35 protein-coding genes are annotated in these 24,924 nt (G+C 71.3%); 28 read left to right on the forward strand and 7 right to left on the reverse strand.

The genetic code is table 11. The features are described 5' to 3' along the window. The first annotated feature begins 99 nt into the window (after positions 1 to 99). Positions 100 to 1,758: a S8 family serine peptidase gene (locus K329_RS0109005; RefSeq protein ID WP_028472766.1), complete on the forward strand. Its 1,659-nt coding sequence runs from the start codon at positions 100 to 102 to the stop codon at positions 1,756 to 1,758. A 6-nt stretch (positions 1,759 to 1,764) separates the two neighbouring features. Here the strand turns inward: K329_RS0109005 and K329_RS25775 are convergent, their stop codons facing one another. Beyond that, positions 1,765 to 2,727, reverse strand: a complete 963-nt coding sequence (locus K329_RS25775) for an RDD family protein (protein WP_084541130.1) — start codon at positions 2,725 to 2,727, stop codon at positions 1,765 to 1,767. Positions 2,728 to 2,790: 63 nt separating this feature from the next. Between K329_RS25775 and K329_RS0109015 the strand changes: the two genes are divergently transcribed. Further along, positions 2,791 to 3,786, forward strand: coding sequence for a stage II sporulation protein M (locus K329_RS0109015; protein ID WP_028472767.1), 996 nt, complete (start codon positions 2,791 to 2,793; stop codon positions 3,784 to 3,786). A 19-nt stretch (positions 3,787 to 3,805) separates the two neighbouring features. Here K329_RS0109015 and K329_RS0109020 read toward each other — a convergent pair whose 3' ends face one another. The 5 genes from K329_RS0109020 to K329_RS0109040 are packed head-to-tail and all read right to left on the reverse strand — an operon-like array spanning position 3,806 to position 9,126. After that, on the reverse strand, positions 3,806 to 5,113 hold the full coding sequence (locus tag K329_RS0109020; RefSeq protein WP_028472768.1) for a DUF58 domain-containing protein: 1,308 nt from the start codon (positions 5,111 to 5,113) through the stop codon (positions 3,806 to 3,808). An 11-nt stretch (positions 5,114 to 5,124) separates the two neighbouring features. Beyond that, positions 5,125 to 6,159 (reverse strand): AAA family ATPase, encoded by a 1,035-nt coding sequence (locus K329_RS0109025; RefSeq protein ID WP_084541131.1) that lies wholly within the window; start codon positions 6,157 to 6,159, stop codon positions 5,125 to 5,127. Next, complete coding sequence (locus K329_RS25780; protein ID WP_052336586.1) at positions 6,156 to 7,373, reverse strand: DUF4350 domain-containing protein; 1,218 nt, start codon at positions 7,371 to 7,373, stop codon at positions 6,156 to 6,158. The genes K329_RS0109025 and K329_RS25780 overlap by 4 nt, the downstream gene beginning before the upstream one ends. Continuing rightward, a complete protein-coding gene (locus K329_RS25785; RefSeq protein WP_052336587.1) occupies positions 7,370 to 7,999 on the reverse strand; it encodes a DUF4129 domain-containing protein in 630 nt (209 codons plus the stop codon). Before K329_RS25785 ends, K329_RS25780 begins: the two co-directional genes overlap by 4 nt. Continuing rightward, on the reverse strand, positions 7,996 to 9,126 hold the full coding sequence (locus K329_RS0109040; protein ID WP_157571639.1) for a hypothetical protein: 1,131 nt from the start codon (positions 9,124 to 9,126) through the stop codon (positions 7,996 to 7,998). Before K329_RS0109040 ends, K329_RS25785 begins: the two co-directional genes overlap by 4 nt. A gap of 513 nt (positions 9,127 to 9,639) precedes the next feature. Between K329_RS0109040 and rpsJ the strand changes: the two genes are divergently transcribed. The 26 genes from rpsJ to K329_RS0109170 all read left to right on the forward strand — a co-directional run bounded on the left by rpsJ (position 9,640) and on the right by K329_RS0109170 (position 24,198). Next, positions 9,640 to 9,948: a 30S ribosomal protein S10 gene (rpsJ, locus tag K329_RS0109045; RefSeq protein WP_008360994.1), complete on the forward strand. Its 309-nt coding sequence runs from the start codon at positions 9,640 to 9,642 to the stop codon at positions 9,946 to 9,948. A 10-nt stretch (positions 9,949 to 9,958) separates the two neighbouring features. Then, positions 9,959 to 10,624, forward strand: a complete 666-nt coding sequence (rplC, locus tag K329_RS0109050) for a 50S ribosomal protein L3 (protein WP_028472771.1) — start codon at positions 9,959 to 9,961, stop codon at positions 10,622 to 10,624. Then, positions 10,621 to 11,244, forward strand: coding sequence for a 50S ribosomal protein L4 (rplD, locus tag K329_RS0109055; protein WP_028472772.1), 624 nt, complete (start codon positions 10,621 to 10,623; stop codon positions 11,242 to 11,244). Before rplC ends, rplD begins: the two co-directional genes overlap by 4 nt. Further along, positions 11,241 to 11,546, forward strand: a complete 306-nt coding sequence (gene rplW / locus K329_RS0109060) for a 50S ribosomal protein L23 (protein WP_028472773.1) — start codon at positions 11,241 to 11,243, stop codon at positions 11,544 to 11,546. The genes rplD and rplW overlap by 4 nt, the downstream gene beginning before the upstream one ends. A 34-nt stretch (positions 11,547 to 11,580) precedes the next feature. After that, the gene (gene rplB / locus K329_RS0109065; RefSeq protein WP_028472774.1) at positions 11,581 to 12,414 is read left to right on the forward strand and encodes a 50S ribosomal protein L2; all 834 of its coding nucleotides are present in this window, start codon (positions 11,581 to 11,583) and stop codon (positions 12,412 to 12,414) included. Between the two features lie 16 nt (positions 12,415 to 12,430). Then, positions 12,431 to 12,712 carry a 30S ribosomal protein S19 gene (gene rpsS, locus K329_RS0109070; protein WP_028472775.1) on the forward strand — a complete coding sequence of 94 codons (282 nt, stop codon included), beginning with the start codon at positions 12,431 to 12,433 and terminating at the stop codon, positions 12,710 to 12,712. After that, positions 12,709 to 13,140 (forward strand): 50S ribosomal protein L22, encoded by a 432-nt coding sequence (rplV, locus tag K329_RS25790; RefSeq protein WP_028472776.1) that lies wholly within the window; start codon positions 12,709 to 12,711, stop codon positions 13,138 to 13,140. The genes rpsS and rplV overlap by 4 nt, the downstream gene beginning before the upstream one ends. Beyond that, positions 13,140 to 13,985 (forward strand): 30S ribosomal protein S3, encoded by an 846-nt coding sequence (gene rpsC / locus K329_RS0109080; protein ID WP_028472777.1) that lies wholly within the window; start codon positions 13,140 to 13,142, stop codon positions 13,983 to 13,985. Before rplV ends, rpsC begins: the two co-directional genes overlap by 1 nt. 5 nt (positions 13,986 to 13,990) lie before the next feature. Continuing rightward, on the forward strand, positions 13,991 to 14,410 hold the full coding sequence (rplP, locus tag K329_RS0109085; protein ID WP_028472778.1) for a 50S ribosomal protein L16: 420 nt from the start codon (positions 13,991 to 13,993) through the stop codon (positions 14,408 to 14,410). Continuing rightward, positions 14,410 to 14,667, forward strand: a complete 258-nt coding sequence (gene rpmC / locus K329_RS0109090) for a 50S ribosomal protein L29 (RefSeq protein WP_028472779.1) — start codon at positions 14,410 to 14,412, stop codon at positions 14,665 to 14,667. The genes rplP and rpmC overlap by 1 nt, the downstream gene beginning before the upstream one ends. Further along, positions 14,664 to 14,945: a 30S ribosomal protein S17 gene (gene rpsQ / locus K329_RS0109095; RefSeq protein WP_028472780.1), complete on the forward strand. Its 282-nt coding sequence runs from the start codon at positions 14,664 to 14,666 to the stop codon at positions 14,943 to 14,945. The genes rpmC and rpsQ overlap by 4 nt, the downstream gene beginning before the upstream one ends. A gap of 108 nt (positions 14,946 to 15,053) precedes the next feature. Beyond that, positions 15,054 to 15,422, forward strand: a complete 369-nt coding sequence (rplN, locus tag K329_RS0109100; protein ID WP_017932847.1) for a 50S ribosomal protein L14 — start codon at positions 15,054 to 15,056, stop codon at positions 15,420 to 15,422. Between the two features lie 2 nt (positions 15,423 to 15,424). Beyond that, positions 15,425 to 15,778 (forward strand): 50S ribosomal protein L24, encoded by a 354-nt coding sequence (gene rplX / locus K329_RS0109105; protein ID WP_028472781.1) that lies wholly within the window; start codon positions 15,425 to 15,427, stop codon positions 15,776 to 15,778. A 1-nt stretch (position 15,779) separates the two neighbouring features. Then, the gene (gene rplE, locus K329_RS0109110; protein ID WP_028472782.1) at positions 15,780 to 16,349 is read left to right on the forward strand and encodes a 50S ribosomal protein L5; all 570 of its coding nucleotides are present in this window, start codon (positions 15,780 to 15,782) and stop codon (positions 16,347 to 16,349) included. 1 nt (position 16,350) lies between these two features. Next, entirely contained in the window at positions 16,351 to 16,536 is a 186-nt protein-coding gene (locus tag K329_RS0109115; protein WP_010831721.1) for a type Z 30S ribosomal protein S14, read from the forward strand. A gap of 89 nt (positions 16,537 to 16,625) precedes the next feature. Further along, positions 16,626 to 17,048, forward strand: a complete 423-nt coding sequence (rpsH, locus tag K329_RS0109120) for a 30S ribosomal protein S8 (RefSeq protein ID WP_028472783.1) — start codon at positions 16,626 to 16,628, stop codon at positions 17,046 to 17,048. Positions 17,049 to 17,076: 28 nt separating this feature from the next. Continuing rightward, on the forward strand, positions 17,077 to 17,616 hold the full coding sequence (rplF, locus tag K329_RS0109125; protein ID WP_028472784.1) for a 50S ribosomal protein L6: 540 nt from the start codon (positions 17,077 to 17,079) through the stop codon (positions 17,614 to 17,616). Positions 17,617 to 17,618: 2 nt separating this feature from the next. Then, positions 17,619 to 18,002, forward strand: a complete 384-nt coding sequence (gene rplR, locus K329_RS0109130) for a 50S ribosomal protein L18 (RefSeq protein WP_028472785.1) — start codon at positions 17,619 to 17,621, stop codon at positions 18,000 to 18,002. Positions 18,003 to 18,039: 37 nt separating this feature from the next. After that, complete coding sequence (gene rpsE / locus K329_RS0109135) at positions 18,040 to 18,663, forward strand: 30S ribosomal protein S5 (RefSeq protein ID WP_028472786.1); 624 nt, start codon at positions 18,040 to 18,042, stop codon at positions 18,661 to 18,663. After that, on the forward strand, positions 18,663 to 18,842 hold the full coding sequence (gene rpmD / locus K329_RS0109140; RefSeq protein ID WP_425411474.1) for a 50S ribosomal protein L30: 180 nt from the start codon (positions 18,663 to 18,665) through the stop codon (positions 18,840 to 18,842). The genes rpsE and rpmD overlap by 1 nt, the downstream gene beginning before the upstream one ends. Position 18,843: 1 nt before the next feature. Continuing rightward, complete coding sequence (rplO, locus tag K329_RS0109145) at positions 18,844 to 19,284, forward strand: 50S ribosomal protein L15 (protein ID WP_028472788.1); 441 nt, start codon at positions 18,844 to 18,846, stop codon at positions 19,282 to 19,284. Positions 19,285 to 19,496: 212 nt separating this feature from the next. Further along, complete coding sequence (gene secY / locus K329_RS0109150; protein ID WP_028472789.1) at positions 19,497 to 20,795, forward strand: preprotein translocase subunit SecY; 1,299 nt, start codon at positions 19,497 to 19,499, stop codon at positions 20,793 to 20,795. After that, the gene (locus K329_RS0109155) at positions 20,795 to 21,367 is read left to right on the forward strand and encodes an adenylate kinase (RefSeq protein WP_028472790.1); all 573 of its coding nucleotides are present in this window, start codon (positions 20,795 to 20,797) and stop codon (positions 21,365 to 21,367) included. The genes secY and K329_RS0109155 overlap by 1 nt, the downstream gene beginning before the upstream one ends. A gap of 39 nt (positions 21,368 to 21,406) precedes the next feature. Next, positions 21,407 to 22,225 (forward strand): type I methionyl aminopeptidase, encoded by an 819-nt coding sequence (gene map, locus K329_RS0109160; protein WP_028472791.1) that lies wholly within the window; start codon positions 21,407 to 21,409, stop codon positions 22,223 to 22,225. Between the two features lie 76 nt (positions 22,226 to 22,301). Beyond that, complete coding sequence (locus tag K329_RS0109165) at positions 22,302 to 22,889, forward strand: TerD family protein (RefSeq protein ID WP_028472792.1); 588 nt, start codon at positions 22,302 to 22,304, stop codon at positions 22,887 to 22,889. A 67-nt stretch (positions 22,890 to 22,956) separates the two neighbouring features. Continuing rightward, on the forward strand, positions 22,957 to 24,198 hold the full coding sequence (locus tag K329_RS0109170; RefSeq protein ID WP_028472793.1) for a hypothetical protein: 1,242 nt from the start codon (positions 22,957 to 22,959) through the stop codon (positions 24,196 to 24,198). 71 nt (positions 24,199 to 24,269) lie between these two features. Here the strand turns inward: K329_RS0109170 and K329_RS0109175 are convergent, their stop codons facing one another. Beyond that, positions 24,270 to 24,845 carry a TerD family protein gene (locus K329_RS0109175; RefSeq protein ID WP_028472794.1) on the reverse strand — a complete coding sequence of 192 codons (576 nt, stop codon included), beginning with the start codon at positions 24,843 to 24,845 and terminating at the stop codon, positions 24,270 to 24,272. Positions 24,846 to 24,924: the final 79 nt, after the last annotated feature.

Here is a 24,924-nt window from a genome sequence, read left to right on the forward strand (position 1 = left end):
GCACGCGGATCCGACCGGGTCCGCCGGCTGTCCGTTCTCGGGACGGTCCGTTGCTGCCGTGCCCCGCCACCTCGGGGTGCGAAGGAGGATCGAGGACTCATGCGCAGAATCGCGCGCACCGGTCTCGCGGGCGCCGTCGTGGCGTCCGTCGGGCTGGCCACCACGGCGCTCGGCGCCACCACTCCCGCCGGGGCCTCCGCGCCCGGTGACCAGGTCGCCCCGCTCGTCGCGGCCGACGACGCCATCGCCGGCCGCTACATCGTGCTGCTCGAGGAGGGCGTCGTCGCCGCCGGAGCCGCGCGCTCGGCCTCCGCCGTCGGGGGCGACGTCCTGCACCGCTACGACGCGCTCGGTGGGTACGCCGCCGAGCTGACCTCGGCCCAGCTCGCCGAGGTGCGCCAGGACCCGTCCGTCGCCTTCGTCCAGCAGGACTCGGTCGTCACCACGGCCGACCTCGAGACGCAGGACACGCAGACCGGCGCCACCTGGGGTCTCGACCGCATCGACCAGGTCGACCTGCCCCTCGACAGCAGCTACACGTACGACGCCTCCGGCGCCGGCGTGACGGCGTACGTCATCGACACCGGCATCGACTCCGACCACCCCGAGCTCTCCGGCCGCGTCACCGCCGGGTACGACGCGATCCGCGACGGCAACGGCACGGAGGACTGCCAGGGCCACGGCACGCACGTGGCGGGCACGGTGGGCGGCGAGACGTACGGCGTGGCGAAGGACGTCGACCTCGTCGCCGTCCGCGTCCTCGACTGCTCGGGCTCCGGCTCGAACGCCGGCGTCATCGCCGGCATGGACTGGGTCGCCCAGGACGCCTCGGGCCCGAGCGTCGCGAACATGAGCCTGGGCGGTCCGGCCGACAGCGCCACGAACTCCGCCGTCGACCGCATGGTCGGCGCCGGGGTCACCGTGGTCGTCGCGGCCGGCAACGAGTCCACCGACGCCTGCTCCTCCTCGCCCGCCGCTGCTCCCGCGGCGATCACCGTCGCGGCGAGCACCCGGACCGACACCCTCGCGTCGTTCTCCAACTACGGCAGCTGCGTCGACATCGTCGCGCCCGGCGAGGGCATCACCTCGGCCTGGACGGGCGGGGGCACCCGCACGATCTCGGGGACGTCGATGGCCTCCCCGCACGTCGCGGGCGGGGCGGCGCTCTACCTCGAGGAGAACCCCTCGGCGTCGCCGGCGCAGGTGACCTCGGGCCTGACCGGTGCGGCCAGCAGCGGCAAGATCAGCAACCCGAAGGGCTCGCCGAACCTGCTGCTCCACACGGGCACCGGTGGCGGCGGGGGCACCGACCCGGAGCCCGAGCCCGGCGCCGAGCGCGTCGTCAACGGCGGCTTCGAGTCCGGCACGGCCGGGTGGACCGGTGACACCGGCGCCATCACGACGTCGGGCGCCGCGGCCGCGAACGGCAGCTACAAGGCGTGGCTCGGCGGCTACGGCACGTCCGGCAGCGAGACGCTCTCGCAGTCGGTCACCGTCACGTCGGGCTCGACGGCGACCCTGACCTTCGCCCTGCGGGTGACCACGCGCGAGACCGGCACGACGCCGTACGACGTGCTGACCGTGTCGGTCGGCGGCCGGTCGGTCGCCACCTTCAGCAACGCCGACGCGAGCGCGGGCTACGTCACCCGGACCGTCCGTCTCACGGGTGTCTCGGGCACGGTGCCGGTGAGCTTCACGGCCACCGAGGACTCGTCGCTCGCGACGTCGTTCCTCGTGGACGACGTCTCCGTGCGCTGAGGCGGCTCAGCCGCGACGGTGCAGCAGCCGGTCGCGCAGCCGGGCCTCGCGCCGCAGACGCGCGAGGTCCCGGTCGCGGCGGGTCGCGATGACCGCGCAGAGGAAGGCCTCGGGCGGGGTGCCCGGCGGCGGCACGGGCGCGACGTGGTCGGTGAGCTGGTCGGCGAGGCCGACGCCGATCGCCGTGCGGGCCTCGGGGGTGATGCTGTGGGCGCGGGCGAGGAACTGCCGCACGGCCAGCATCAGTGCCGCCGGCGGGGCGCTCACGTCCGCCTGGGCGGCCCACGAGGCGAGCTGCGGCGGCATCGGCGGCGGCAGCGGGAGGCCGAGACGCAGGCGCTCGCGCACGACGTACGTGCCGGCGGCGTGGTCGCCGAGGCGCTTGCCGCGCGGGCTCAGCAGCGACGTGAGGAAGGCCGGGCCGCCGAGGAACGCGTAGATCTCGACGACGCCGACCAGCGAGCGGGTGAAGGCCTGCTGGAACGAGATCGGGCCGGCGTCGTCGCGCACGGTGCGCAGCCCGACGACGAGCTTGCCGACGGAGCGGCCGCGCGTCAGCGTCTCCACGGTGGTCGGGAAGGCGATGACCCCGAGCACGAGGGCGACGATGGCGCCCGCCTGGAACAGGGCGTCGTCGGTGCGGATCGTGGCCAGGGCGAGCACGATGCTGAGCACGACGAAGGCGACACCGACGGCGAGGACGTCGAGGAGCGCCGAGGCGATGCGCAGGCCCACCGGGGCCGAGGGCAGGTCGAGGGCCACCGCCTCGCCGGTCACGAGGTCGTCGCTGGTGAGCCCGGCGAGGTCGCCGGCGTCGCCGGGACGCCCGGAGCCCGGCCAGGGGCGGACGCGCCCGCGTCGTGCGCGTGGCGTCGCGGCGTGCGCGGGAGCCTCGGCGGGCCCGCGGTCCGACCCGGGGCTCGGGGTGGGGCTGGACACGGGGGCGGGTCCGGGCGCGACGGTGCTCATCGCAGGTCAGCATAGGCGGCGGCCGCCCTCCGGGGGGCGGGCCGACGCCCTAGAGTGACCCCCGTGGATCTCGACGCCTACGTGCTCGTGCACTCGGGGGAGTGGCAGCGCCTCGACCAGCTGGTCAGCCGGCGCCGGCTGACCGGCCCGGAGTCCGACGAGCTGATGGAGCTCTACGAGCGGGTGGCCACCCAGCTGTCGGTGGTGCGGAGCAACGCTCCCGACGCCGAGGTCATCGCCTTCCTCTCGTCCCTCCTCGCCACCGCCCGCAACCGGGCGGCGGGCACCCGGGTGACCACCTGGAGCGGCGTGGCCGGCTTCTTCACGCACCGGTTCCCGGCAGCGCTCTACCGGTTGCGCTGGTGGTGGCTGTCCACCATGGGCGCGAGCATCGTGGTCTGGGCCGTGCTGATGATCTGGCTGCTGCAGCACCCGGAGGTCGCGACGAGCACGCTCTCGCCCGCCGAGATCGAGCAGTACGTCGAGGAGGACTTCGAGAACTACTACAGCGAGTACGCCGCAGGCAGCTTCGGCACGCTCGTCTGGGTGAACAACGCCTGGGTCGCGGCGCTGTGCATCGCCCTGGGCGTCCTGGGCGTCCCCGTCGTCTACCTGCTGCTCACGAACGTGCTCAACGTGGCCTTCGCCGGCGCCCTGATGACCGAGTACGGCCAGGGCTGGAACTTCTGGGGGCTGCTGCTGCCCCACGGGCTGCTCGAGCTCACGGCCATCTTCGTCGCGGGCGGGGTCGGCCTCCACCTGTTCTGGTCGTGGGTCGCCCCCGGCGCGCGCACCCGGTCGCAGGCCATGGCCCGCGGCGGGCGCACCGCGGCCACGGTGGCCCTGGGGCTCGTGGCGGTGCTGTTCGTGTCCGGCGTGATCGAGGCCGTCGTGACCCCCTCACCGCTGCCGACCGCCGTCCGCCTGGCCATCGGCGTGCTGGCCGAGGCCACGTTCTTCGCCTACGTGTTCGTCCTGGGCCGCAACGCCGTCCGCGGCGGCGCCGACGGTGACCTCGGCGCCGACCTCCTCGACGACCGGGTCGCGGCGGCGGACTGACCGTCGGCACGACCCGGCCTCAGAGCAGGCCGCGGGCCTTGAGCGAGAGGTAGTGGTCGGCCAGCGCGGGCGCCAGCCGCTCGGCGTCGGTGTCGAGCACGTCGACCCCCAGCGCCTCCAGCAGGTCGGCCGTGGCGCGGCGCCGGGCGGCGACCTGCTCGGCCGCGGCGGCGGCGTACACGGCGGCGAGGTCGGACCGGTCGGCGGCGAGCTCGTCGAGGGCCGGGTCGCGCACCGCGGCCACGACCACCCGGTGGTGGTGGGTCAGCGTGGGCAGGACGGGCAGGAGGCTCTCCTCCACCACGGCGGACTCGAGCGAGGTCAGCAGCACCACGAGGGCGCGGCGACGGCCCAGCTCCTGGGTGGCGCCGGCGAGAGCGCGCCAGTCCGCCTCGGCGATGACGGCGTCGAGGTCGGTCATCGCCTCCGAGAGGGTGTGCACGACCTGCGCGGATCCCGCGGCGCGCACGCGGCGCCGTACCCCGCGGTCGCCGGCCAGGAAGTCGATGCGGTCGCCGGCCCGCGAGGCCAGCGCCGCCAGGAGCAGGGCCGCGTCCATCGAGGAGTCGAGCCGCGGCACGCCCCGCACCCGCCCGGCGGACGTGCGGGAGGTGTCGAGCACGATGACGACCCGCCGGTCACGCTCGGGCTGCCAGGTGCGGACGACGACCTTGCGCGTGCGGGCGCTGGCACGCCAGTCGATGGAGCGCACGTCGTCGCCCCGCACGTACTCGCGCAGCGAGTCGAACTCGGTGCCCTGGCCCCGGATGCGGACGGCCGACCGGCCGTCGAGCTCGCGCAGGCGGGCGAGGCGGCTGGGCAGGTGCTTGCGCGAGTCGAACGCCGGGAGCGCCCGCACGCTGCCGGGAACGTCCACCGTGCGCTGGCGGTAGGCCGCGCCGAGCGGCCCGCCCAGGCGGACGGAGACGCCGGCCGTGCGGAGGTCGCCGCGGCGCACGGGCAGGAGCGCCGTCGTCAGCCGGGCGCCGTCCCCGGGGGCGAGCCGCAGGGGGTGGCGGTTCGCGTGGGGACCGTCGACGTCGGCGCCCGCGCTCGGCTGCCAGGCGTCGCGCACCCGACCGCGCACGCTGCGGCGACCCTCGTTGCGCACGACGAGCTCGGTGCGCGTGCCCTCACCCAGGCGTACGGCGCCGACCGGGCGCCGGCTGAAGGCCAGGCCGGCCGGGGAGGGGGCCAGGGCCAGGTCGACGGCGACGACGAGGGCCACGACCGCGAGCCAGAGCCAGACCGTGCTGATCTCCGGCCGGAGCACCACCGGCACGAGGCCGAGGAGCACCAGGAGGGGGACGCGTCCGCTGATCGCCACGCCGCCGCCCGTCAGCGGGGGACCGGGACGCTGGCGAGCGCGCTGCCGAGCACCTGGCCCACCTGCACGCCCTCCAGCTCGGCCTCGGGACGCAGCGAGAGCCGGTGCGCGAGCGTGGCGTGCGCCAGCGCCTTGACGTCGTCGGGCGTCACGTAGTCGCGTCCCTGCAGCCAGGCCCAGGCCCGCGCCGTGCGCAGGAGCGCCGTCGCGCCGCGGGGGCTCACGCCGAGCTCGAGCGACGGGGCCTCGCGGGTCGCGCGGGCGATGTCGACGACGTACCCGACGACCTCGTCGGCCACCTGCACCGTGCGCACGGCCTCCTGGCCGGCGACGATGTCGGCGGGCCCGGCGACCGCGGTCACCCCGGCGCCGGCGACGTCGCGCGGGTCGAAGCCCGACGCGTGGCGGCGGAGGATCTCGAGCTCGGCGGACCGGTCGGGGACGGGCAGCACGACCTTGACCAGGAAGCGGTCGAGCTGGGCCTCGGGCAGGGGGTAGGTGCCCTCGTACTCCACCGGGTTCTGCGTGGCCGCGACGAGGAACGGCACGGGCAGCTGTCGCGACGTGCCGTCGACCGAGACCTGCCCCTCCTCCATCGCCTCGAGCAGCGCGGACTGGGTCTTGGGCGGCGTCCGGTTGATCTCGTCGGCGAGCAGCAGGTTCGTGAAGACCGGCCCCTCGCGGAAGACGAGCTCACCCGCGCTCGACTCGATCACCATCGAGCCGGTGATGTCGCCCGGCATGAGGTCGGGGGTGAACTGCACGCGGCGCGTGTCGACGTCGAGCGCGCCCGCGAGGGTGCGCACGAGCAGGGTCTTCGCCACGCCGGGCACGCCCTCCATCAGCACGTGCCCGCCGCACAGCAGCGCGACGAGCAGGCCGGAGACCGCGGCGTCCTGGCCGACGACCGCCTTGGCGACCTCCCGCCGGACGGCGTTGAGGCGCTCGCGGGGACCGTCGGCGCTCTTCTTCTCCCAGGGCAGGCCTGCGGCGGGCGGAGAGCCCGCGCCGGCGCCGTACGGGGGTGGTGGGGTCGTCTCGCTCATGCGCGGCGAACCTCTTTCTCCAGGTCGGTGAGCAGGTGGGCGAAGGTGACGAGGGCCGCGTCGTCCGTGGGGAGCGGCCCGCGAGGGTCGAGCAGGGAGCCGACGTACGCCACGGGGCGGCCCGTGCGGGCCGCGACGTCGTGGACGAGCGCGACGGGGTCGACGTCGTGGCGGGGGAGTCCGAGGTGGACGGCGATCCGGCGGCGGCTCGCACGTCGCAGGGCGTCCGCGGCGTGGAAGCGGTCTCCCGTACGGCGGTAGAGGCGTCCCCGGCTCTCGGTGGCCTCGACGGCGCGCACCGAGACGGGGAGGGGCTCGACGACCAGGCGTCCGAACCGGCGGCCGCGCCACCACATCAGGGCGACCACGGCGGCGACGGTGAGCCACAGCGCGGGGACGACGGCGTCGGGCGCGAACGCACCGAGCCCCACCCCCTCGTCGTCGGCGAGGTCGGCCGGGTCCGGCACGTACCAGACGAGCCGCTCGGTGCCGCCCAGCAGGCGCAGGGCCACCGCGGCGTTGTCGGCCCGCAGCACCTGGTCGTTGGTGAGGAGGTCGTCGGCCCCCAGGAGGAGCACCTCGTCGTCGGTCTCGGCGATCGTGGGTGCGCCGTCGACGGCGAAGCAGCCGTCGAGCTCGGGGAAGACGAAGGCCCGGTCCACCGAGATCTCGAGCCCGTCCAGGTCGTCGCCGAGGGTCGAGCCGGCCCCGGAGCAGTCGGCCGCCACGTCGTCCAGGCCGCTCTCCCGGGTGCCCTGGACGTCGAGGCCGAGGAGGTCGGTCACGGCGAACTCCGGGTCGGCGACGACGAGGCGGGCGCCGCCGCGGTCGTCCATGAGCGACTCGGCGGTGCGCTCCCCGAGGAGCAGCGGGTCGCTGACGAGCACGGTCGTGCCGTCGTCGACGTCGGCGTCCTCCAGGGCGGCCGCGCTGCGCACCACCGTGACGTCGACCCCTTGGTCGGCCAGCACCCGGGCGACGGCCTGGCCACCGGTCGGCGTCGGGTTGTCGGGGTCGAGCCGGCCGCCGCGCTCGGGGCCGCCGCTGCCCAGGAGCACCGCCCCGACCACGACGACCACGAGCGCCAGCGCGAGGAGGAGGAGCGCCCGGCGGCGGCGCCAGAAGCCGGGTCCGAGGGAGCCGGAGCCGGAGCCGCCCACGCTGCCCGCGTCGTCGGCCCGGTGGCTCGGGGGAGCGGTCGTCAGGGCGCTCACCGGGCTCCCGCCAGGGCGCCGTCGAGGGCGAGCACGGCCTCGGCCTGGTCACGGGTGGCGCGCCGCTCGCCGTACAGCACCTCGTCGAACAGGCGGGCGGCGCCGAGCACGCGGTCCGCGGAGGCGGGGTCGACGGCCGCGAGGGCGCGCCCGACCTCGCCGGCCGTCGCGCCGGGGACGTCGTCGATGCGGCCGCGCTCGACCTGGCGGAGCGCGAGGGCGCGGTAGCCGTCGGTGACGGCGTCCTCCCAGCGGCCCTCGGCGAGGGCGAGCTCGGCACGACGACGCAGCTCGTCCGCCGAGACCGTCTCGCCGGTGAACAGGTCCCGACCGGTGCCCGGGGCGCGCCCGGTCCGGCGCACCCGGCTGAGCAGCAGCACGAGCCCGGCGACGAGCAGGACCACGACGAGCATCGTCACGAACGTGGTCACCGGGGGTGCGTCCGCGGTGCGGTCGACCCCGCCGTCGAGGAGGCGGCGTACCCAGTCGACGAACCGGCCGAGCAGGTCGCTGTCGTTGTACTCCGGTCGGAGGAGCTCGCGGCGCAGGAGGTCGCGGGCCTCGTCGCCGTCCGGCGCGAGGGGAGGGTCGACGAGCAGGGCCGTGACGGCGGCCGGGGCGTTCACCGGGCGCCGCCCGCGGGGCGGCGCGTGGACCGGGTGAGCAGCTCGACGTCGTAGGCCTCGCGACGGATGCGCAGGTCGAGGTACTGGCACGCGCAGACCCCGGCCAGGAACGGCGTGACGAGGGCCGTCACGAGCACCGAGCTGACGGCCAGCGACGCCAGGGCCACCCAGTCGCCGGCCTCGCCCAGCAGGGAGGGCGCGACCTCCTCGACGATGGCGAACGGGAACGACAGCATCGTGATGGCCAGGAACGACACGACCTGTGTCAGCAGCACGATGCCGAGGGTGCGCCAGAAGCTGCGCCGCGTGAGCGAGGAGGCACGGCGCAGGGCCCGGAGCACGGAGACGCGCTCGAGCACCAGCACGGCCGGGGCGAGGTAGGCGAAGCGCACCGCGAGCCAGGCCAGGGCCAGGAGCCCGAGCGGGACGGTGACGACCATGTAGAGGACGAGCAGCACGGTGACGTCGGCGAGGGCGACCAGCACGACGGAGAGCACGTAGAGGCCGATCACGAGCGTCCCGGCGACGGCGAGCAGCAGGGTCAGGCCCAGCAGGGCCCAGCGTCGACCGCGGAGCCGCGCCCAGGCCTCCTCGACGTCGACGAGCTCCCCGACGGCGGCGGCGAGCACGACGTGGGCCACCACCCCGGTGAGGAAGACGGTGCCCAGGAGCAGCACGGCGGTCTCGGCCACGGCGACCGTCCCGGAGCCGACGAGCGCGGAGATCTCGCGGGCGGACCCGGTGCGGAGCCCCTCGGCGTCCCCGAGGGCGGCGCCCAGCACGGTCGTGGTGAGGGTGACGACCAGCAGGGGGACGAACAGCGCGAACGCCGAGACCACGAGCGACGCCCCGAGCGTGGCGCCGGGGTTGTGCCGGATGACGGCCAGGGCGGCGTCGAAGAGGTCACCCACCCCCAGTGGGCGGAGCGGCACGGCGCCCGGCTTGTGGTGGGCGCCGGCGGGGACGGACCCCTCCGTGCGCTGCTGGCCCAGCCGGGCGGCGGCCTCGGCGTACGGCGAGCGCCGCCGCGGTGCGGCCGTCGCCGCTCCTGGGGCGGGGAAGGAGGGCGGGGGAGCGGAGAGGGGACCGGACGGAGGCGTGGACGGACCGGGCGTCGTCCCACTCATGCGTTCTCCCCCGTGCGTCGGACGTGGCGGCGCCGAGATGGCCGCCCGCCTGCGTTCCGTGGCATGCTACCGGGAGGCGAGGTGCTGGAGCGGACCCCCTGGTGACGCGGTCGCGACGACCGGATCCAGGGGATTTGGCTTCCTGCGCCCACGTCTGCCAAGATAGTCCGGTTGCTCCGGCGGATCGCTGGAGCGTGGTTGCACCTTGATCATTGAATCGCATCTCCCGTCGGGCCCAGCGCCTGGCAAGGATTCAGTGCCTGGCGTGCCGCCGCGCGAGTCTGGAGATCCGATCAGCCCGACGAACCGGTCGGGTGTCATCACCACATCGCAGGACCCCGGTCCTGTCGCGCCGTCGCAGACTTCTGCGAAATGGCCGCGACACGCCCGACCGCGGGGGTCGGCGATGAGGAGGGTGGTGGAGCCACCGGCGGTGCTGCCTCACCCGGGGCGGTGTCGTGAACAGAGCACGCGGTACCCCTGCGGTACGAACGAGAAGGACGAGAGAGACCTATGGCGGGACAGAAGATCCGCATCAGGCTCAAGGCCTACGACCACGAGGTCATCGACACCTCGGCGCGCAAGATCGTTGACACGGTCACCCGTACGGGCGCGAAGGTCGCCGGCCCTGTGCCGCTGCCGACGGAGAAGAACGTCTACTGCGTCATCCGCTCGCCCCACAAGTACAAGGACAGCCGCGAGCACTTCGAGATGCGCACGCACAAGCGCCTCATCGACATCATCGACCCCACGCCGAAGACCGTCGACTCGCTCATGCGACTCGACCTCCCGGCCGGTGTCGACATCGAGATCAAGCTCTGAGGTCCGACTGATGACTTTCGAACGTAATGTGAAGGGCCTGCTGGGCACGAAGCTCGGCATGACCCAGACCTGGGACGAGAACAACCGCATCGTCCCCGTCACCGTGATCGCCGCGACGACCAACGTCGTCGCCGGTGTGCGCACCCCCGACTCCGACGGCTACAACGCCGTGCAGGTCGCGTACGGCGAGATCGAGGCCCGCAAGGTCACGAAGCCGCAGGCCGGCCAGTTCGCGAAGGCGGGCATCACGCCGCGTCGCCACGTGGTCGAGATCCGCACCGCCGACGCCTCGACCTACACGGTCGGCCAGGAGCTCGTCGCCGCCGACATCTTCGCCGCGGGCGAGGAGATCGACGTCACCGGCACGAGCAAGGGCAAGGGCTTCGCGGGCGTCATGAAGCGTCACGGCTTCCACGGCGTCGGTGCCTCGCACGGCGCCCACCGCAACCACCGCAAGCCCGGCTCGATCGGCGCCTGCGCCACGCCGGGTCGCGTGTTCAAGGGCACCCGCATGGCGGGTCGCATGGGTGGCGACACCGTCACCACGCAGAACGTCACGGTCCACGCCGTGGACGCCGAGAAGGGCCTCGTGCTCCTCAAGGGCGCCGTCCCCGGCCCCAAGGGCAGCCTCGTGGTCCTCCGCTCGGCCGCCAAGAAGCAGGAGGCGAGCAAGTGAGCGACGTCAAGAAGGTCGACGTCGACCTCCCCGCCGAGGTCTTCGGCGTCGAGGTCAACATCCCCCTCATCCACCAGGTGGTCGTGGCCCAGCAGGCTGCGGCCCGCCAGGGCACGCACTCCACCAAGCGTCGCGGCGAGGTCCGCGGTGGTGGACGCAAGCCCTACAAGCAGAAGGGCACCGGCCGCGCCCGTCAGGGCTCGACCCGCGCTCCTCAGTTCGCCGGCGGTGGCGTCGTGCACGGCCCCAAGCCGCGCGACTACGAGCAGCGCACGCCCAAGAAGATGAAGGCCGCCGCGCTGAAGGGTGCGCTGTCCGACCGCGCCGCCAACGGCCGCGTCCACGTCATCGAGGCGTTCATCGGCTCGGACGTCCCGTCGACGAAGGCCGCGAAGGTCGCGCTCGCCGCGATCTCGGACCGCAGCCGGTTCCTCGTGGTCGTCGAGCGCGACGACACGCTGACGTGGCTGTCGCTGCGCAACCTGCCCGCGGTGCACATCGTGGCGCAGGACCAGCTGAACACGTACGACGTGCTCGTCTCCGACGAGATCGTCTTCACGACCACGGCGTACGACGCGTTCGTCGCCCGCCACAACGGCACCAAGGAGGACGTCGCGTGAGCACCCTCAACAAGGACCCCCGCGACATCCTGCTCGCGCCGGTCGTGTCCGAGAAGAGCTACGGGCTGCTCGACGCGAACAAGTACACGTTCGTCGTGCACCCGGACGCGAACAAGACCGAGATCAAGATCGCTGTCCAGAAGATCTTCGGTGTGAAGGTGACCTCGGTCAACACGCTCAACCGCCCGGGCAAGACGCGTCGTACGCGTTTCGGTCTCGGCAAGCGGGCGAACACCAAGCGCGCGATCGTCAGCCTCGCCGAGGGTGACTCGATCGACATCTTCTCCGGGCCGGTCGGCTGACCGGGACTGACGAGAGACATCAAGGACTCCTGACATGGCTATTCGCAAGTACAAGCCGACCACCCCGGGCCGTCGTGGCTCGTCGGTCGCCGACTTCGTCGAGGTCACCCGCACCACGCCCGAGAAGTCGCTGACGCGTCCGCTGCCCAAGAAGGGCGGCCGCAACAACCAGGGCCGGATCACCACCCGGCACCAGGGTGGCGGTCACAAGCGGGCCTACCGCGTCATCGACTTCCGTCGCTACGACAAGGACGGCGTGCCGGCCAAGGTCGCTCACATCGAGTACGACCCCAACCGCACCGCCCGGATCGCGCTCCTGCACTACGCCGACGGCGAGAAGCGCTACATCGTCGCGCCGAAGGGCCTCGTGCAGGGCACCCCGGTCGAGTCGGGTCCGAACTCCGACATCAAGACCGGCAACAACCTGCCGCTCCGCAACATCCCCGTCGGTTCGACGATCCACTGCATCGAGCTCCGCCCCGGCGGCGGTGCGAAGATCGCCCGCTCCGCCGGCAACAGCGCCCAGCTGGTCGCCAAGGAGGGCTCGCGCGCCACGCTGCGTCTGCCCTCCGGCGAGATGCGGTTCGTCGACGTGCGCTGCCGCGCCACCATCGGCGAGGTCGGCAACGCCGAGCAGTCGAACATCAACTGGGGCAAGGCCGGCCGCATGCGGTGGAAGGGCAAGCGCCCCACCGTCCGCGGTGTCGTCATGAACCCGGTCGACCACCCGCACGGTGGTGGAGAGGGCAAGACCTCCGGTGGTCGCCACCCGGTCTCGCCCTGGGGCAAGCCCGAGGGCCGCACGCGCAAGCGCAAGGCCAGCGACGCCCAGATCATCCGTCGTCGCAAGTCCGGCAAGAAGCGCTGAGTAGGGAAGTAACGAGATGCCTCGCAGCCTGAAGAAGGGCCCCTTCGTCGACGGCCACCTCACCAAGAAGGTGGACGCGGAGAACGAGAAGGGCACCCACAACGTCATCAAGACGTGGTCGCGCCGCTCGATGATCGTGCCGGACATGATCGGTCACACGATCGCCGTGCACGACGGGCGCAAGCACGTCCCCGTGTTCGTGACCGACTCGATGGTCGGCCACAAGCTGGGCGAGTTCGCCCCCACCCGCACCTACCGCGGGCACGTGAAGGAAGACCGGAAGGGGCGTCGCCGATGAGCACCACCGAGCGTCAGCGCACGAGCGCTCGCCGCACGTCGCTCCTCGGCGACCAGCCGGGAGCCTTCGCGAGCGCCCGTTACGTCCGCATCACGCCGATGAAGGCACGCCGGGTCGTCGACCTGGTCCGTGGCCTCCCGGTGGCCGACGCGGCCGCCCTGCTGGCCTTCGCGCCGCAGGCCGCCTCGGAGACCGTCGGCAAGGTGCTCGCGTCCGCCGTGGCGAACGCCGAGACCACCGAGAACCTCTCGACCAGCGACCTCGTCGTCTCGGTCGCCTGGGTCGACGAGGGTCCGACGATGAAGCGGTGGCGCCCCCGCGCCCAGGGCCGCGCCACGCGGATCAACAAGCGCACGAGCCACATCACCATCGCCGTACAGCCCGCCGACGTGGTGGCCGGCGCGAAGAAGAAGGGACGGTCTGCCTGATGGGTCAGAAGATCAACCCGAACGGCTTCCGTCTCGGAATCTCGACCGACCACAAGAGCCGTTGGTACGCCGACAAGCTCTACAAGTCCTACGTGGGCGAGGACGTCGCGATCCGCAAGCTGCTCAGCAAGGGCATGGAGCGGGCCGGCATCTCGAAGGTGGAGATCGAGCGGACGCGTGACCGCGTCCGGGTCGACATCCACACCGCGCGCCCGGGCATCGTCATCGGTCGCCGCGGCGCCGAGGCCGACCGCATCCGTGGCGAGCTCGAGAAGCTCACGGGCAAGCAGGTGCAGCTGAACATCCTCGAGGTCAAGAACCCCGAGATCGACGCGCAGCTGGTCGCCCAGGGTGTCGCCGAGCAGCTCAGCGGCCGTGTGCAGTTCCGTCGCGCCATGAAGAAGGCCATCCAGACCTCGATGCGTTCCGGTGCCAAGGGCATCCGCATCCAGTGCTCCGGCCGGCTCAACGGCGCCGAGATGTCGCGGACCGAGTTCTACCGCGAGGGTCGCGTCCCGCTGCACACGCTGCGTGCCGACATCGACTACGGCTTCTACGAGGCCCGCACGACCTTCGGCCGCATCGGCGTGAAGGTCTGGATCTACAAGGGCGAGGTGGCGGGTACCCGCGCCGAGCGCGAGGCCCAGGCTGCTGCCCGTGCCGGTGCGCCCGGTCGTGGCGGCCGTCCCACGCGTGGCGGAGAGCGTCCGAGCCGTGGCTCGCGCACCGACCGTCCGACCCGTTCGGGTCGTGAGGGTGCTCCCGCCGAGACGGGTGCGGCGACCGAGGGCAACGCCCCGGCCGCTGCCGAGACCGCTGCCGCTCCGGCAGCCACGGAGGGCTGATCCACATGCTGATGCCCCGTCGCGTCAAGCACCGCAAGCAGCACCACCCCAAGCGGACCGGTGCTGCCAAGGGCGGCACGTCGCTGAACTTCGGTGACTTCGGTATCCAGGCGGTCGAGAGTCACTACGTGACCAACCGTCAGATCGAGTCGGCCCGTATCGCGATGACCCGCCACATCAAGCGAGGTGGAAAGGTGTGGATCAACATCTACCCCGACCGCCCGCTGACCAAGAAGCCCGCCGAGACCCGCATGGGTTCCGGTAAGGGTTCTCCCGAGTGGTGGGTCGCGAACGTCAAGGCCGGCCGCATCATGTTCGAACTCTCCGGTGTGACGGAGGAAGTCGCCCGCGAGGCCATGCGCCGCGCGATGCACAAGCTTCCGATGAAGTGCCGGTTCGTCTCCCGCGAGGCTGGTGAATTCTGATGGCATCCCCCAAGGTCAGCCCGGCGTTCGAGCTCGACGAGCTCACCAACGCCGACCTCACCGAGAAGCTCCGCGAGTCGAAGGAGGAGCTGTTCAACCTCCGCTTCCAGGCGGCGACCGGACAGCTCGAGAACAACAGCCGTCTCCGCACGGTGAAGAAGGACATCGCCCGGATCTACACCGTGGTGCGCGAGCGCGAGCTCGGCATCCGCGAGACCCCGGGCACCGACGAGATCACGAAGGACGGCGCCGCATGAGCACCGAGACCGAGAAGACCGCTCCCGAGCGTGGCGCTCGCAAGGTCCGCGAGGGCATCGTCGTGAGCGACAAGATGGACAAGACCATCGTCGTCTCCGTCGAGGACCGCGTGAAGCACGCCCTCTACGGCAAGGTCCTGCGCCGCACGAGCAAGCTCAAGGCGCACGACGAGCCGAACGAGTGCGGCATCGGCGACCGCGTCCTGATCATGGAGACGCGACCGCTGTCGGCCACCAAGCGCTGGCGCGTCGTCGAGATCCTCGAGAAGGCGAAGTGACCTCTCGCCCCTAGGCGAGCACTTCCCCTCACCATCCAGGCCCCACTAGTTCGGCCAGGCTTCCCCTCCTCGTGAGGCGAAGAACCGGTACGACAACCAGGAGAGAAGATGATCCAGCAGGAGTCGCGACTCAAGGTCGCCGACAACACGGGTGCGAAGGAGATCCTCTGCATCCGCGTTCTCGGCGGCTCGGGTCGGCGCTACGCCGGAATCGGCGACGTCATCGTTGCCACCGTGAAGGACGCGATCCCGGGCGGCAACGTCAAGAAGGGCGACGTCGTCAAGGCCGTCATCGTGCGCACCGTCAAGGAGCGCCGTCGGCCGGACGGCTCGTACATCCGCTTCGACGAGAACGCCGCCGTGATCCTGAAGAACGACGGGGAGCCGCGAGGCACCCGTATCTTCGGCCCCGTCGGCCGTGAGCTGCGCGAGAAGAAGTTCATGAAGATCATCTCGCTCGCACCGGAGGTGCTCTGACCATGGCGAACATCAAGCTGAAGAAGGGCGACACCGTCAAGGTGATCGCCGGCAAGGACAAGGGCGCCGAGGGCAAGATCATCGTCGTGCTCCGCGAGGAGCAGCGCGTGATCGTCGAGGGTGTCAACCGCGTCAAGAAGCACACGAAGGCGGCCCCCCAGGGCGGCGACGCCACGGGCGGCATCATCACCACCGAGGCCCCCATCCACGTGTCCAACGTGATGCTCGTCGAGGGTGACGGCGTCACCCGCGTCGGTTCCAAGCGCGTCGAGGTGACCAAGCGTCGCGCCGACGGTTCGACCTACTCCGCCGAGCGCAGCGTCCGCGTGTCGCGCTCGACCGGCGAGGAGATCTGAGATGACCGAGACCACCACCGAGGCCGTCAAGCCGCGTCTGAAGGACCGCTACCGTGCGGAGATCCTGCCGGCGCTGCAGTCGGAGTTCGAGATCCAGAACGTCATGCAGGTGCCCGGCCTGACCAAGATCGTGGTCAACATGGGTGTCGGCGAGGCTGCTCGGGACTCGAAGCTGATCGAGGGCGCCATCCGCGACCTCACCGCGATCACCGGCCAGAAGCCGCAGGTCACGAAGGCCCGCAAGTCGATCGCGCAGTACAAGCTGCGCGAGGGCATGCCGATCGGCGCGCACGTCACGCTGCGCGGCGACCGCATGTGGGAGTTCCTCGACCGCCTGCTGTCGCTCGCCCTGCCCCGCATCCGTGACTTCCGCGGCCTCTCGTCGACGCAGTTCGACGGTCGCGGCAACTACACGTTCGGTCTGACCGAGCAGGTCATGTTCCACGAGATCGACCAGGACAAGGTCGACCGCACGCGCGGCATGGACATCACCGTCGTCACCACGGCGACGACCGACGACCAGGGTCGCGCGCTGCTGAAGCAGCTCGGCTTCCCCTTCAAGGAGAACTGACATGGCGAAGACGTCGCTGAAGGTCAAGGCCGCCCGCAAGCCGAAGTTCGCTGTGCGCGGCTACACCCGCTGCCAGCGCTGCGGTCGCCCGAAGGCGGTCTACCGCAAGTTCGGCCTCTGCCGGATCTGCCTGCGGGAGATGGCGCACCGGGGCGAGCTGCCCGGCGTGACCAAGTCCAGCTGGTGACCTGCTTCTTCTCCTCACTACCAACGATCGCTGCAGGTCGTGCCTGAGATGCAGGTACGAAACCACGGTGGAGAAAGGGCCTAGCGGCCATGACGATGACTGACCCGATCGCAGACATGCTCACTCGTCTGCGCAACGCCAACCAGGCGTACCACGATGCTGTCGAGATGCCTTACAGCAAGCTCAAGGTGGGCGTCGCGGAGATCCTGAAGCAGGAGGGCTACGTGACCTCCTTCGACATCAAGGACAACCTCGACCCGAAGACCGGTGAGCCGGCCGTCGGCAAGACGCTGACCATCACGCTGAAGTACGGTCGCAACCGCGAGCGCTCGATCGCCGGAGTCCGGCGCATCAGCAAGCCCGGTCTGCGGGTGTACGCCAAGTCCACGGGCCTGCCGCGCGTGCTGGGGGGCCTGGGCGTCGCGATCATCTCGACGAGCCAGGGCCTCCTGACCGACCGCCAGGCCAACCAGAAGGGCGTGGGTGGGGAAGTCCTCGCCTACGTCTGGTGACGAGAGACCGAGAGAGGAGATACGAAGCATGTCGCGCATTGGCAAGCTCCCCATCACGGTCCCGTCGGGTGTCGACGTGGCGATCGACGAGCGGCTCGTGACCGTCAAGGGCCCCAAGGGCACCTTGAGCCACGCCGTCGCCACGCCGATCACCGTGGACCGCAACGAGGGTGTCCTGGAGGTGAAGCGTCCGAACGACGAGCGTGAGAGCCGCTCGCTGCACGGGCTCACCCGGACCCTGATCGCCAACATGGTGCAGGGCGTGACCGAGGGCTACGAGAAGAAGCTCGAGATCGTGGGCGTGGGTTACCGCGTCCTGTCGAAGGGCCCGACCCAGCTGGAGTTCCAGCTCGGCTACAGCCACGCGATCACGTTCAACGCCCCCGAGGGCATCACCTTCACCGTCGAGAGCCCCACCAAGCTCGGTGTCCAGGGCATCGACAAGCAGCTGGTCGGCGAGACGGCGGCGAAGATCCGCAAGCTCCGCAAGCCCGAGCCCTACAAGGGCAAGGGTGTCCGGTACGCCGGAGAGCATGTCCGCCGCAAGGTCGGAAAGGCTGGTAAGTAGTCATGGCGATCTCCCTTTCCAACAACAAGCACACGTCGGCCCGTGTCAAGGCGCGCCTGCGTCGCCAGGTCCGTGGACGCAAGCGCGTCTCCGGTACGGCGGAGCGTCCGCGCCTCGTGGTCACGCGCAGCGCCAAGCACATCTCTGTGCAGGTCGTCGACGACCTGGTCGGCAAGACGCTGGTCTCGGCCTCCACCCTGGAGACCGACCTGCGCTCGCACGACGGTGACAAGACGGCGAAGGCCAAGCGGGTCGGCGAGCTCATCGCCGAGCGCGCGAAGGCCAACGGCGTCGACGCGGTCGTCTTCGACCGCGCCGGCAACAAGTACCACGGTCGCGTCGCGGCCCTCGCGGACGGTGCCCGCGAGGGTGGGCTGACCTTCTGATCGCGAAGACAAGCACAGAGAGAAGAGGAAGATTCTCATGAGCGGACCCCAGCGCGGACGCGCCGGCGGCGAGCGCCAGGGCGGGGATCGTCGCGGACGCGACGATCGCCGTGGTGGCGGCGCTGACAAGACCGCCTACATCGAGCGGGTCGTCGCGATCAACCGTGTCGCCAAGGTCGTGAAGGGTGGTCGTCGCTTCAGCTTCACCGCCCTCGTGATCGTCGGCGACGGCGACGGCATGGTCGGTGTCGGCTACGGCAAGGCCAAGGAAGTTCCCGCGGCGATCGCCAAGGGCGTCGAGGAGGCGAAGAAGTCCTTCTTCCGCGTCCCCCGCGTCCAGGGCACGATCCCGCACCCCGTGCAGGGCGAGAAGGCGGCTGGCGTCGTCCTCCTGCGTCCGGCTGCTCCCGGTACCGGCGTCATCGCCGGTGGTCCGGTGCGCGCCGTGCTCGAGTGCGCGGGCATCCACGACGTGCTGAGCAAGTCGCTCGGCTCGTCCAACCAGATCAACATCGTGCACGCGACCGTCGAGGCGCTGCGCATGCTCGAGGAGCCCGAGTCCGTGGCTCGTCGTCGTGGTCTCCCGGTCGAGGACGTCGCTCCGGCGGCGCTCCTCAAGGCCCGCGCCGAGGTGCCGGCCACCTCGGGGGTGTCCGAGTGATGCGCCTCAAGGTCGAGCAGAAGCGGAGCACGATCGGCTGCAAGGCGAACCAGCGCGAGACCCTGCGTACGCTCGGTCTCAAGCGGATCGGCGACGTGGTCGTCAAGGAGGACCGTCCGGAGATCCGGGGCATGGTGCAGACCGTGCGCCACCTCGTGACGGTCGAGGAGGTCGACTGACATGACGCTGAAGATCCATCACCTGCGTCCGGCTCCCGGCGCGAAGACCGCCAAGACCCGTGTGGGTCGCGGTGAGGCCTCCAAGGGCAAGACCGCGGGTCGCGGTACCAAGGGCACCAAGGCCCGGTACCAGGTTCCGGTCGCCTTCGAGGGTGGCCAGATGCCGATCCACATGCGGCTGCCGAAGCTCAAGGGCTTCCGCAACCCGTTCAAGGTCGAGTTCCAGGTCGTGAACCTCGACCGCCTCTCGGAGCTGTTCCCCGACGGCGGTGTCGTCTCCAAGGACGAGCTCGTCGCCCGTGGCGCGGTCCGCAAGAACCTGCCCGTGAAGGTGCTCGCCTCCGGCGACATCACCGTCGCGGTCCAGGTCTCGGTCGACGCCGCGTCCGACGCTGCCAAGGCCAAGATCGAGGCGGCGGGCGGTAGCGTCACCCTCGTCTGAGGGTGACGGCCGCACGACGACACAGGCGCCGTCGAGCCTCTCCAGGCTCGGCGGCGCCTTTCGTCGTACTGCTGCACCGATGAGCGCCACCCGGTGGTGCGAGCCGACCCGGCCCGCCCACCAACCTGACTGCAACAAACCGGCTGTTAGGCTCGCCGCGGCCCTCTCGGGAGGGACCGCGGCCGTGTGCCACCAGGAAGAAAGAGGATCTCGTGCTGGGCGCCTTCGCCAACGCTTTCCGGACTCCGGATCTGCGGCGCAAGCTGCTGTTCGTCCTGGGTGTCGTCGTGATCTTCCGACTCGGGTCGCAGATCCCGTCCCCGGGTGTCCACGTGGACAACGTGCAGACCTGCCTCAACCGCATCGAGGACCAGGGTCTCTACACCCTCATCAACCTGTTCTCGGGCGGTGCGCTGCTGCAGCTGAGCATCTTCGCGCTCGGGATCATGCCGTACATCACGGCCAGCATCATCCTGCAGCTGCTCGTCGTCGTGATCCCGCGGCTGGAGCTCCTCAAGAAGGAGGGCCAGTCCGGCCAGGCGAAGATCACGCAGTACACCCGCTACCTGACGCTGGCCCTCGCGGTGCTCCAGGCGACGGGCATCGTGGCGCTGGCGCGGAGCCGGCAGCTCCTGCAGGACTGCGACCAGCCCCTGCTGCACGACGAGAACAGCACAGCGACGTTCCTCGTCATGGTCATCACCATGACGGCCGGCACCGCCGTGATCATGTGGCTCGGTGAGCTGATCACCGATCGCGGCATCGGCAACGGCATGTCGATCCTCATCTTCTGCCAGGTCGTCGCCACGTTCCCGGCGTCGCTGTGGGCCGTGCGCCAGTCGCAGGGCTGGGGCACGTTCGCGATCGTGATGGCGATCGGGCTCGCGCTCGTCGCGGCCGTCATCTTCATCGAGCAGGCGCAGCGCCGTATCCCCGTGCAGTACGCGCGGCGGATGGTGGGCCGCAAGATGTTCGGCGGCAGCTCGACCTACATCCCGCTCAAGGTGAACCAGGCGGGCATCATCCCCGTCATCTTCGCCTCGTCCCTGCTCTACCTACCGGCGATGGCGGCGCAGTTCAACGCGACGTCCGACTCGGCCTGGGTGCGGTGGATCAACGAGCACTTCGTCCAGGGTGACCACCCGCTCTACATGGCGGTCTACTTCTCCCTCATCATCTTCTTCACGTACTTCTACGTCTCGATCACCTTCAACCCCAAGGAGATCGCGGACAACATGAAGAAGTACGGCGGCTTCATCCCCGGGATCCGGGCGGGCAAGCCGACCGAGGACTACCTGTCCTACGTCCTGTCCCGCATCACGCTGCCGGGTGCGCTCTACCTGGGTCTGATCTCCCTGGTGCCGCTGATCGCGTTCGCCCTGATCGGCGCCAACCAGAACTTCCCGTTCGGCGGCACGTCGATCCTCATCATGGTCGGCGTCGCCCTCGACACGGTGAAGCAGATCGAGAGCCAGCTCCAGCAGCGCAACTACGAAGGATTCCTCCGCTGATGCGTCTCATCATCATGGGCCCCCCCGGGGCCGGCAAGGGCACCCAGGCCAAGGTCGTCGCCGACCGCTTCGGCATCCCGGCGATCTCCACGGGCGACATCTTCCGCGCCAACGTGTCGCAGGGCACGCCGCTCGGCGTCGAGGCCAAGCGCTACATGGACGCGGGCGACTACGTGCCCGACTCGGTCACCAACGCGATGGTCCGCGACCGGATCGCCGAGGACGACTGCGTCCCCGGCTTCCTGCTCGACGGCTACCCGCGCACGGTCGCCCAGGTCGAGGAGCTCGACGGCATGCTCGCGGCGGCCGGCGACAGCCTGGACGCCGTCCTCGTGCTGACGGTCGACGACGACGAGCTCGTCAAGCGGCTCGTCCACCGGGCGGAGACCGACGGGCGCAGCGACGACACCGAGGACGTCATCCGTCACCGCCAGGACGTCTACAACGAGCAGACGGCGCCGCTCATCAAGGTGTACGCCGAGCGCGGTCTGCTCGTGGAGGTCGACGGCATGGGCGAGGTCACCGACGTGACCCAGCGCATCGCCGCGGCCCTCGACGGCGTCCGTTCCTGAGGTCCTGAGTCGAGGCAGCGCCGCGGCGCGTCGTACCCCATGTCCTTCCTGCACCCCGGTGTCGAGATCAAGTCGCCGGCCCAGCTCGACGCGATGCGTCGGGCCGGGCTGGTGGTCGGCCGCACCCTCGAGCTCCTGACGGAGCGGGTGGTGCCGGGGATGACGACCGCGCAGATCGACGCCGTGGCCGAGGAGCACATCCGCGACTCGGGGGCCACACCGTCGTTCCTCGGCTACCAGGGGTTCCCGGCCACCCTGTGCGTGTCGGTCAACGACGAGGTCGTGCACGGCATCCCCGGTGACCGGGTGGTGCGCGAGGGCGACGTCGTCTCCATCGACTGCGGCGCGATCGTCGACGGCTGGCACGGCGATGCGGCCGTGACCGTCGCGCTGGGCGAGGTGTCCGACGAGGTGACCGAGCTGCTCCGGGTCACCGAGGAGGCGCTGTGGCGCGGCATCGGCGCCGCGCGCCTGGGCGGGCGGATCGGCGACATCTCGGCCGCGGTCGAGACCTACGTCCGCGGTGAGGGCCCGTACGGCGTCGTGGAGGACTTCACGGGCCACGGCATCGGCAGCGCCATGCACCAGCCCCCGGACGTCCCGAACGTGGGTCGCGCCGGTCGGGGCCTGCGCATCACCGAGGGGCTCGCCCTCGCGATCGAGCCCATGGTGACGCTGGGCGACCAGGCGAACGACACCCTCGACGACGACTGGACGGTCGTGACCCGCGACGGGCGCACCGCCGCCCACTTCGAGCACAGCATGACCGTGACGGCCGAGGGCCTCTGGGTGCTCACCGCGGTCGACGGTGGGCGGGCTCGCCTCGCTGCCGCCGGGCTGCCGTTCGGCGGCCGCTAGCCGACAGGCGGCTCCCGTCGTCCCGCTAGGGTCGGGAGCACCAGGTCCACAGTCTCCGGGAGGCAGGTACAAGCGCATGGCAGTGACGCTCCAGAAGGGTGGCAACGTCTCGCTGGCGAAGGCGGCCGGCTCGAGCACCCCCCTGACCAGGCTCAGCATCGGCCTCGGCTGGGACCTCCGCACGACGTCGGGCCAGGACTTCGACCTCGACGCCTCCGCCCTGCTCGTCGGTGCCTCCGGCACGGTGATCTCGGACCAGCACTTCGTCTTCTACAACAACCTGGCCTCGCCCGACGGGTCCGTGCACCACACGGGCGACAACCTGACGGGGGAGGGCGAGGGCGACGACGAGGTGATCGAGGTCGACCTGACGCTCGTCCCGACGGAGGTGCAGCGCGTGGTCTTCCCGGTGTCGATCCACGACGCCGACGGCCGCGGGCAGAACTTCGGGCAGGTCGTCAACGCGTTCATCCGGGTGGTCAACGCCACCGACGGCGTCGAGGTCGCCCGCTACGACCTCACCGAGGACGCGAGCACCGAGACCGCGATGGTGTTCGGCGAGCTGTACAAGCGCGAGGGCGACTGGAAGTTCCGGGCCGTCGGCCAGGGCTACGCGTCCGGCCTGCTCGGGATCGTGCACGACTACGGCGTGAACGCGAGCTGACCGGCCCGCCACCGGCAGCGCCCGCACCCGGGCGCCGCCGTTCGTCGTCTGCTCCTACGATGGAGCCATGAGCTCGAGCTGGCCCGACCGACGTCGCGGCCGCCGGGACGCCCCCGACGCCCTGCAGCGGGCGCAGGAGGCCCGGGGCGTCCTGCAGGAGCAGTTCTTCCGGGTCGACCAGCTCCAGCGCGACATCGGCACGACGGTCGCGTCCTACGGGTCGCTCCTGCCGGACCGGGCCCGCTCGACGGGCGTGCTCCCCGGCTGGCAGCGCCTCGACCAGCGCGCGCACGACGTCGTCATCGACTACCTCGGGGTGCTGGACCAGCACGACCCCGTCGAGGACCTCGACCCGTACGCCGTCGGCCACGCCACCACCGCCTTCGAGCGAGCGACACCGCCGCTGACCCAGCTCGCCGACGACATGGAGCGGTTCCTCGACCAGTACGGCGCGGAGCTCGGCCGCCTGGGGGAGGTGCGCGAGAAGGTCGCGCGTCGCCTCGCCCAGGCCCAGGCGGCAGTCACCCAGGCGGAGTCGGCCTGGCGGACGATGAACGACGGCGGCTACCGGTTCGAGGAGGCCGACGAGGCGTTGGCCCGGGCCCGGGTCGCCGGGCGCAAGCTGGCCGACATCGGGGACCGCCTCACGCCCGACCAGGTGGACGAGCCGGTGCAGGTCGTGGAGCGTCTCGCCGCCCACGCGCGCACGCTGGCCGTCGAGCTCCCGCAGCGGGTCTCGACGCTGGCCCACCGCATCCCGTCGCTGGCGACGCGCATCGACGCGGTCGTCACGCGTGCCGAGCGGGTCGGGGAGCACATGTCCGGCCTGCGTCGCGAGTTCTCCTACGCCAGCTGGAAGGACCTCGCCGACTCGGAGGGCGAGCTGCGACGGCTCGTCGAGTCGGCGCGCACCCACCTCGAGGAGCTCCGGAAGCTGCAGGCGCAGGGAGCGCACGGCGAGGCGGTGGTCGCGCTGGCCGCCGTGGAGGCGGAGGTCGCGGCGGCCGACGCGCTGGTCGACGCGCCCCGACGGCGTCTCGAGCGCCTGCGCACGGTGAAGAAGGACCCGCAGGCCCTCTTCGAGCGCGCCCGTTTCTCCCTCAAGGACACGCGGCTCCTGCTCCGTCGGGGCTCCCCGCAGCCGTGGGGCTCCCGGCTGGACGGGTTCGCGCGCGAGCTCATCGCGCTCGAGGAGCTGCTCGAGGCGCCCCACCCCGACTACTGGCAGCTCGTCACGCGCATCGACCGCCTGCACGACGGCGTGGACCGGCTCGTCGCCGACTTCCGGGCCGCGCAGGCCCGGGGCTGACGCTCCCCGGACGCGACGAGACCCCGACGGCGGGCCGACGGGGTCTCGTGGGGTGGAGCGGGTGGAACGGTTCAGACGACCGGCGCGATGGCCGGCAGCAGGTCGCGGAAGGTGCGGCCCTGGGCGATGGAGCCGATGGCGGTCATCGACCACCCGGCGCCGTCGCGCGACACCTTGGCCATGATCTGGGCCGTGTGGGTGCCCGAGCCGGTGAGGTCGTAGCGGGCCAGCTCGTCACCGTTCGTCTCGTCGACGAGGCGGCAGAACGCGTTCTCGATCTGGCTGAAGTCCTGGCCGGTGAAGGAGTTCACCACGAAGACGATCGTCGTCACGTTCGCGGGCAGCTGGGCGAGCTCGACCACGACGGACTCGTCGTCGCCGTCACCGGCGCCCGTGCGGTTGTCGCCGGTGTGCGTCACCGAGCCGTCCTTGCTGCGCAGCTGCTGGAACCACACCTGGTCGACGACGTTCTTCTGCGCGTCGTACAGGACGGCGGTGGCGTCGAGGTCGATGTCCGCCTGCTTCGAGCGGAACAGACCCTTCTTGACCACGGCGTCCCAGCCGAGGCCCATCCGCACCCTCGTCAGCGTTCCGCCCCCGCGCTTGGCGAGTGAGACGGTCTGGCCCTTCTGCAGCGATATCCCCATGGCCGCGATCGTAGCGGGCGGTGTCGCAGCTCACCGACCGCGCGCCCACCCTTCACCGCACCGACCCCGCAGGTTTCCT

Origin of the sequence: Nocardioides alkalitolerans DSM 16699 (assembly GCF_000426525.1) — a bacterium.
GTDB lineage: Bacteria > Actinomycetota > Actinomycetes > Propionibacteriales > Nocardioidaceae > Nocardioides > Nocardioides alkalitolerans.

What these genes read in the sequence shown, in the direction of transcription:
- K329_RS0109175 (WP_028472794.1), bottom strand. Translation starts at nt 24,845, where the DNA reads ATGGGGATATCGCTGCAGAAGGGCCAGACCGTCTCACTCGCCAAGCGC.
- rplX (WP_028472781.1), top strand. Translation starts at nt 15,425, where the DNA reads ATGGCGAACATCAAGCTGAAGAAGGGCGACACCGTCAAGGTGATCGCC.
- rplN (WP_017932847.1), top strand. Translation starts at nt 15,054, where the DNA reads ATGATCCAGCAGGAGTCGCGACTCAAGGTCGCCGACAACACGGGTGCG.
- K329_RS0109025 (WP_084541131.1), bottom strand. Translation starts at nt 6,159, where the DNA reads ATGAGCGAGACGACCCCACCACCCCCGTACGGCGCCGGCGCGGGCTCT.
- K329_RS0109170 (WP_028472793.1), top strand. Translation starts at nt 22,957, where the DNA reads ATGAGCTCGAGCTGGCCCGACCGACGTCGCGGCCGCCGGGACGCCCCC.
- rpsQ (WP_028472780.1), top strand. Translation starts at nt 14,664, where the DNA reads ATGAGCACCGAGACCGAGAAGACCGCTCCCGAGCGTGGCGCTCGCAAG.
- rpmC (WP_028472779.1), top strand. Translation starts at nt 14,410, where the DNA reads ATGGCATCCCCCAAGGTCAGCCCGGCGTTCGAGCTCGACGAGCTCACC.
- rpsE (WP_028472786.1), top strand. Translation starts at nt 18,040, where the DNA reads ATGAGCGGACCCCAGCGCGGACGCGCCGGCGGCGAGCGCCAGGGCGGG.
- K329_RS0109155 (WP_028472790.1), top strand. Translation starts at nt 20,795, where the DNA reads ATGCGTCTCATCATCATGGGCCCCCCCGGGGCCGGCAAGGGCACCCAG.
- rpsH (WP_028472783.1), top strand. Translation starts at nt 16,626, where the DNA reads ATGACGATGACTGACCCGATCGCAGACATGCTCACTCGTCTGCGCAAC.
- rplE (WP_028472782.1), top strand. Translation starts at nt 15,780, where the DNA reads ATGACCGAGACCACCACCGAGGCCGTCAAGCCGCGTCTGAAGGACCGC.
- rpsJ (WP_008360994.1), top strand. Translation starts at nt 9,640, where the DNA reads ATGGCGGGACAGAAGATCCGCATCAGGCTCAAGGCCTACGACCACGAG.
- rplV (WP_028472776.1), top strand. Translation starts at nt 12,709, where the DNA reads ATGAGCACCACCGAGCGTCAGCGCACGAGCGCTCGCCGCACGTCGCTC.
- rplR (WP_028472785.1), top strand. Translation starts at nt 17,619, where the DNA reads ATGGCGATCTCCCTTTCCAACAACAAGCACACGTCGGCCCGTGTCAAG.
- K329_RS0109005 (WP_028472766.1), top strand. Translation starts at nt 100, where the DNA reads ATGCGCAGAATCGCGCGCACCGGTCTCGCGGGCGCCGTCGTGGCGTCC.
- map (WP_028472791.1), top strand. Translation starts at nt 21,407, where the DNA reads ATGTCCTTCCTGCACCCCGGTGTCGAGATCAAGTCGCCGGCCCAGCTC.
- rpsS (WP_028472775.1), top strand. Translation starts at nt 12,431, where the DNA reads ATGCCTCGCAGCCTGAAGAAGGGCCCCTTCGTCGACGGCCACCTCACC.
- rplF (WP_028472784.1), top strand. Translation starts at nt 17,077, where the DNA reads ATGTCGCGCATTGGCAAGCTCCCCATCACGGTCCCGTCGGGTGTCGAC.
- rplC (WP_028472771.1), top strand. Translation starts at nt 9,959, where the DNA reads ATGACTTTCGAACGTAATGTGAAGGGCCTGCTGGGCACGAAGCTCGGC.
- rplB (WP_028472774.1), top strand. Translation starts at nt 11,581, where the DNA reads ATGGCTATTCGCAAGTACAAGCCGACCACCCCGGGCCGTCGTGGCTCG.
- K329_RS0109115 (WP_010831721.1), top strand. Translation starts at nt 16,351, where the DNA reads ATGGCGAAGACGTCGCTGAAGGTCAAGGCCGCCCGCAAGCCGAAGTTC.
- rpsC (WP_028472777.1), top strand. Translation starts at nt 13,140, where the DNA reads ATGGGTCAGAAGATCAACCCGAACGGCTTCCGTCTCGGAATCTCGACC.
- rplP (WP_028472778.1), top strand. Translation starts at nt 13,991, where the DNA reads ATGCTGATGCCCCGTCGCGTCAAGCACCGCAAGCAGCACCACCCCAAG.
- rplO (WP_028472788.1), top strand. Translation starts at nt 18,844, where the DNA reads ATGACGCTGAAGATCCATCACCTGCGTCCGGCTCCCGGCGCGAAGACC.
- rpmD (WP_425411474.1), top strand. Translation starts at nt 18,663, where the DNA reads ATGCGCCTCAAGGTCGAGCAGAAGCGGAGCACGATCGGCTGCAAGGCG.
- K329_RS0109040 (WP_157571639.1), bottom strand. Translation starts at nt 9,126, where the DNA reads ATGAGTGGGACGACGCCCGGTCCGTCCACGCCTCCGTCCGGTCCCCTC.
- K329_RS25775 (WP_084541130.1), bottom strand. Translation starts at nt 2,727, where the DNA reads ATGAGCACCGTCGCGCCCGGACCCGCCCCCGTGTCCAGCCCCACCCCG.
- K329_RS0109165 (WP_028472792.1), top strand. Translation starts at nt 22,302, where the DNA reads ATGGCAGTGACGCTCCAGAAGGGTGGCAACGTCTCGCTGGCGAAGGCG.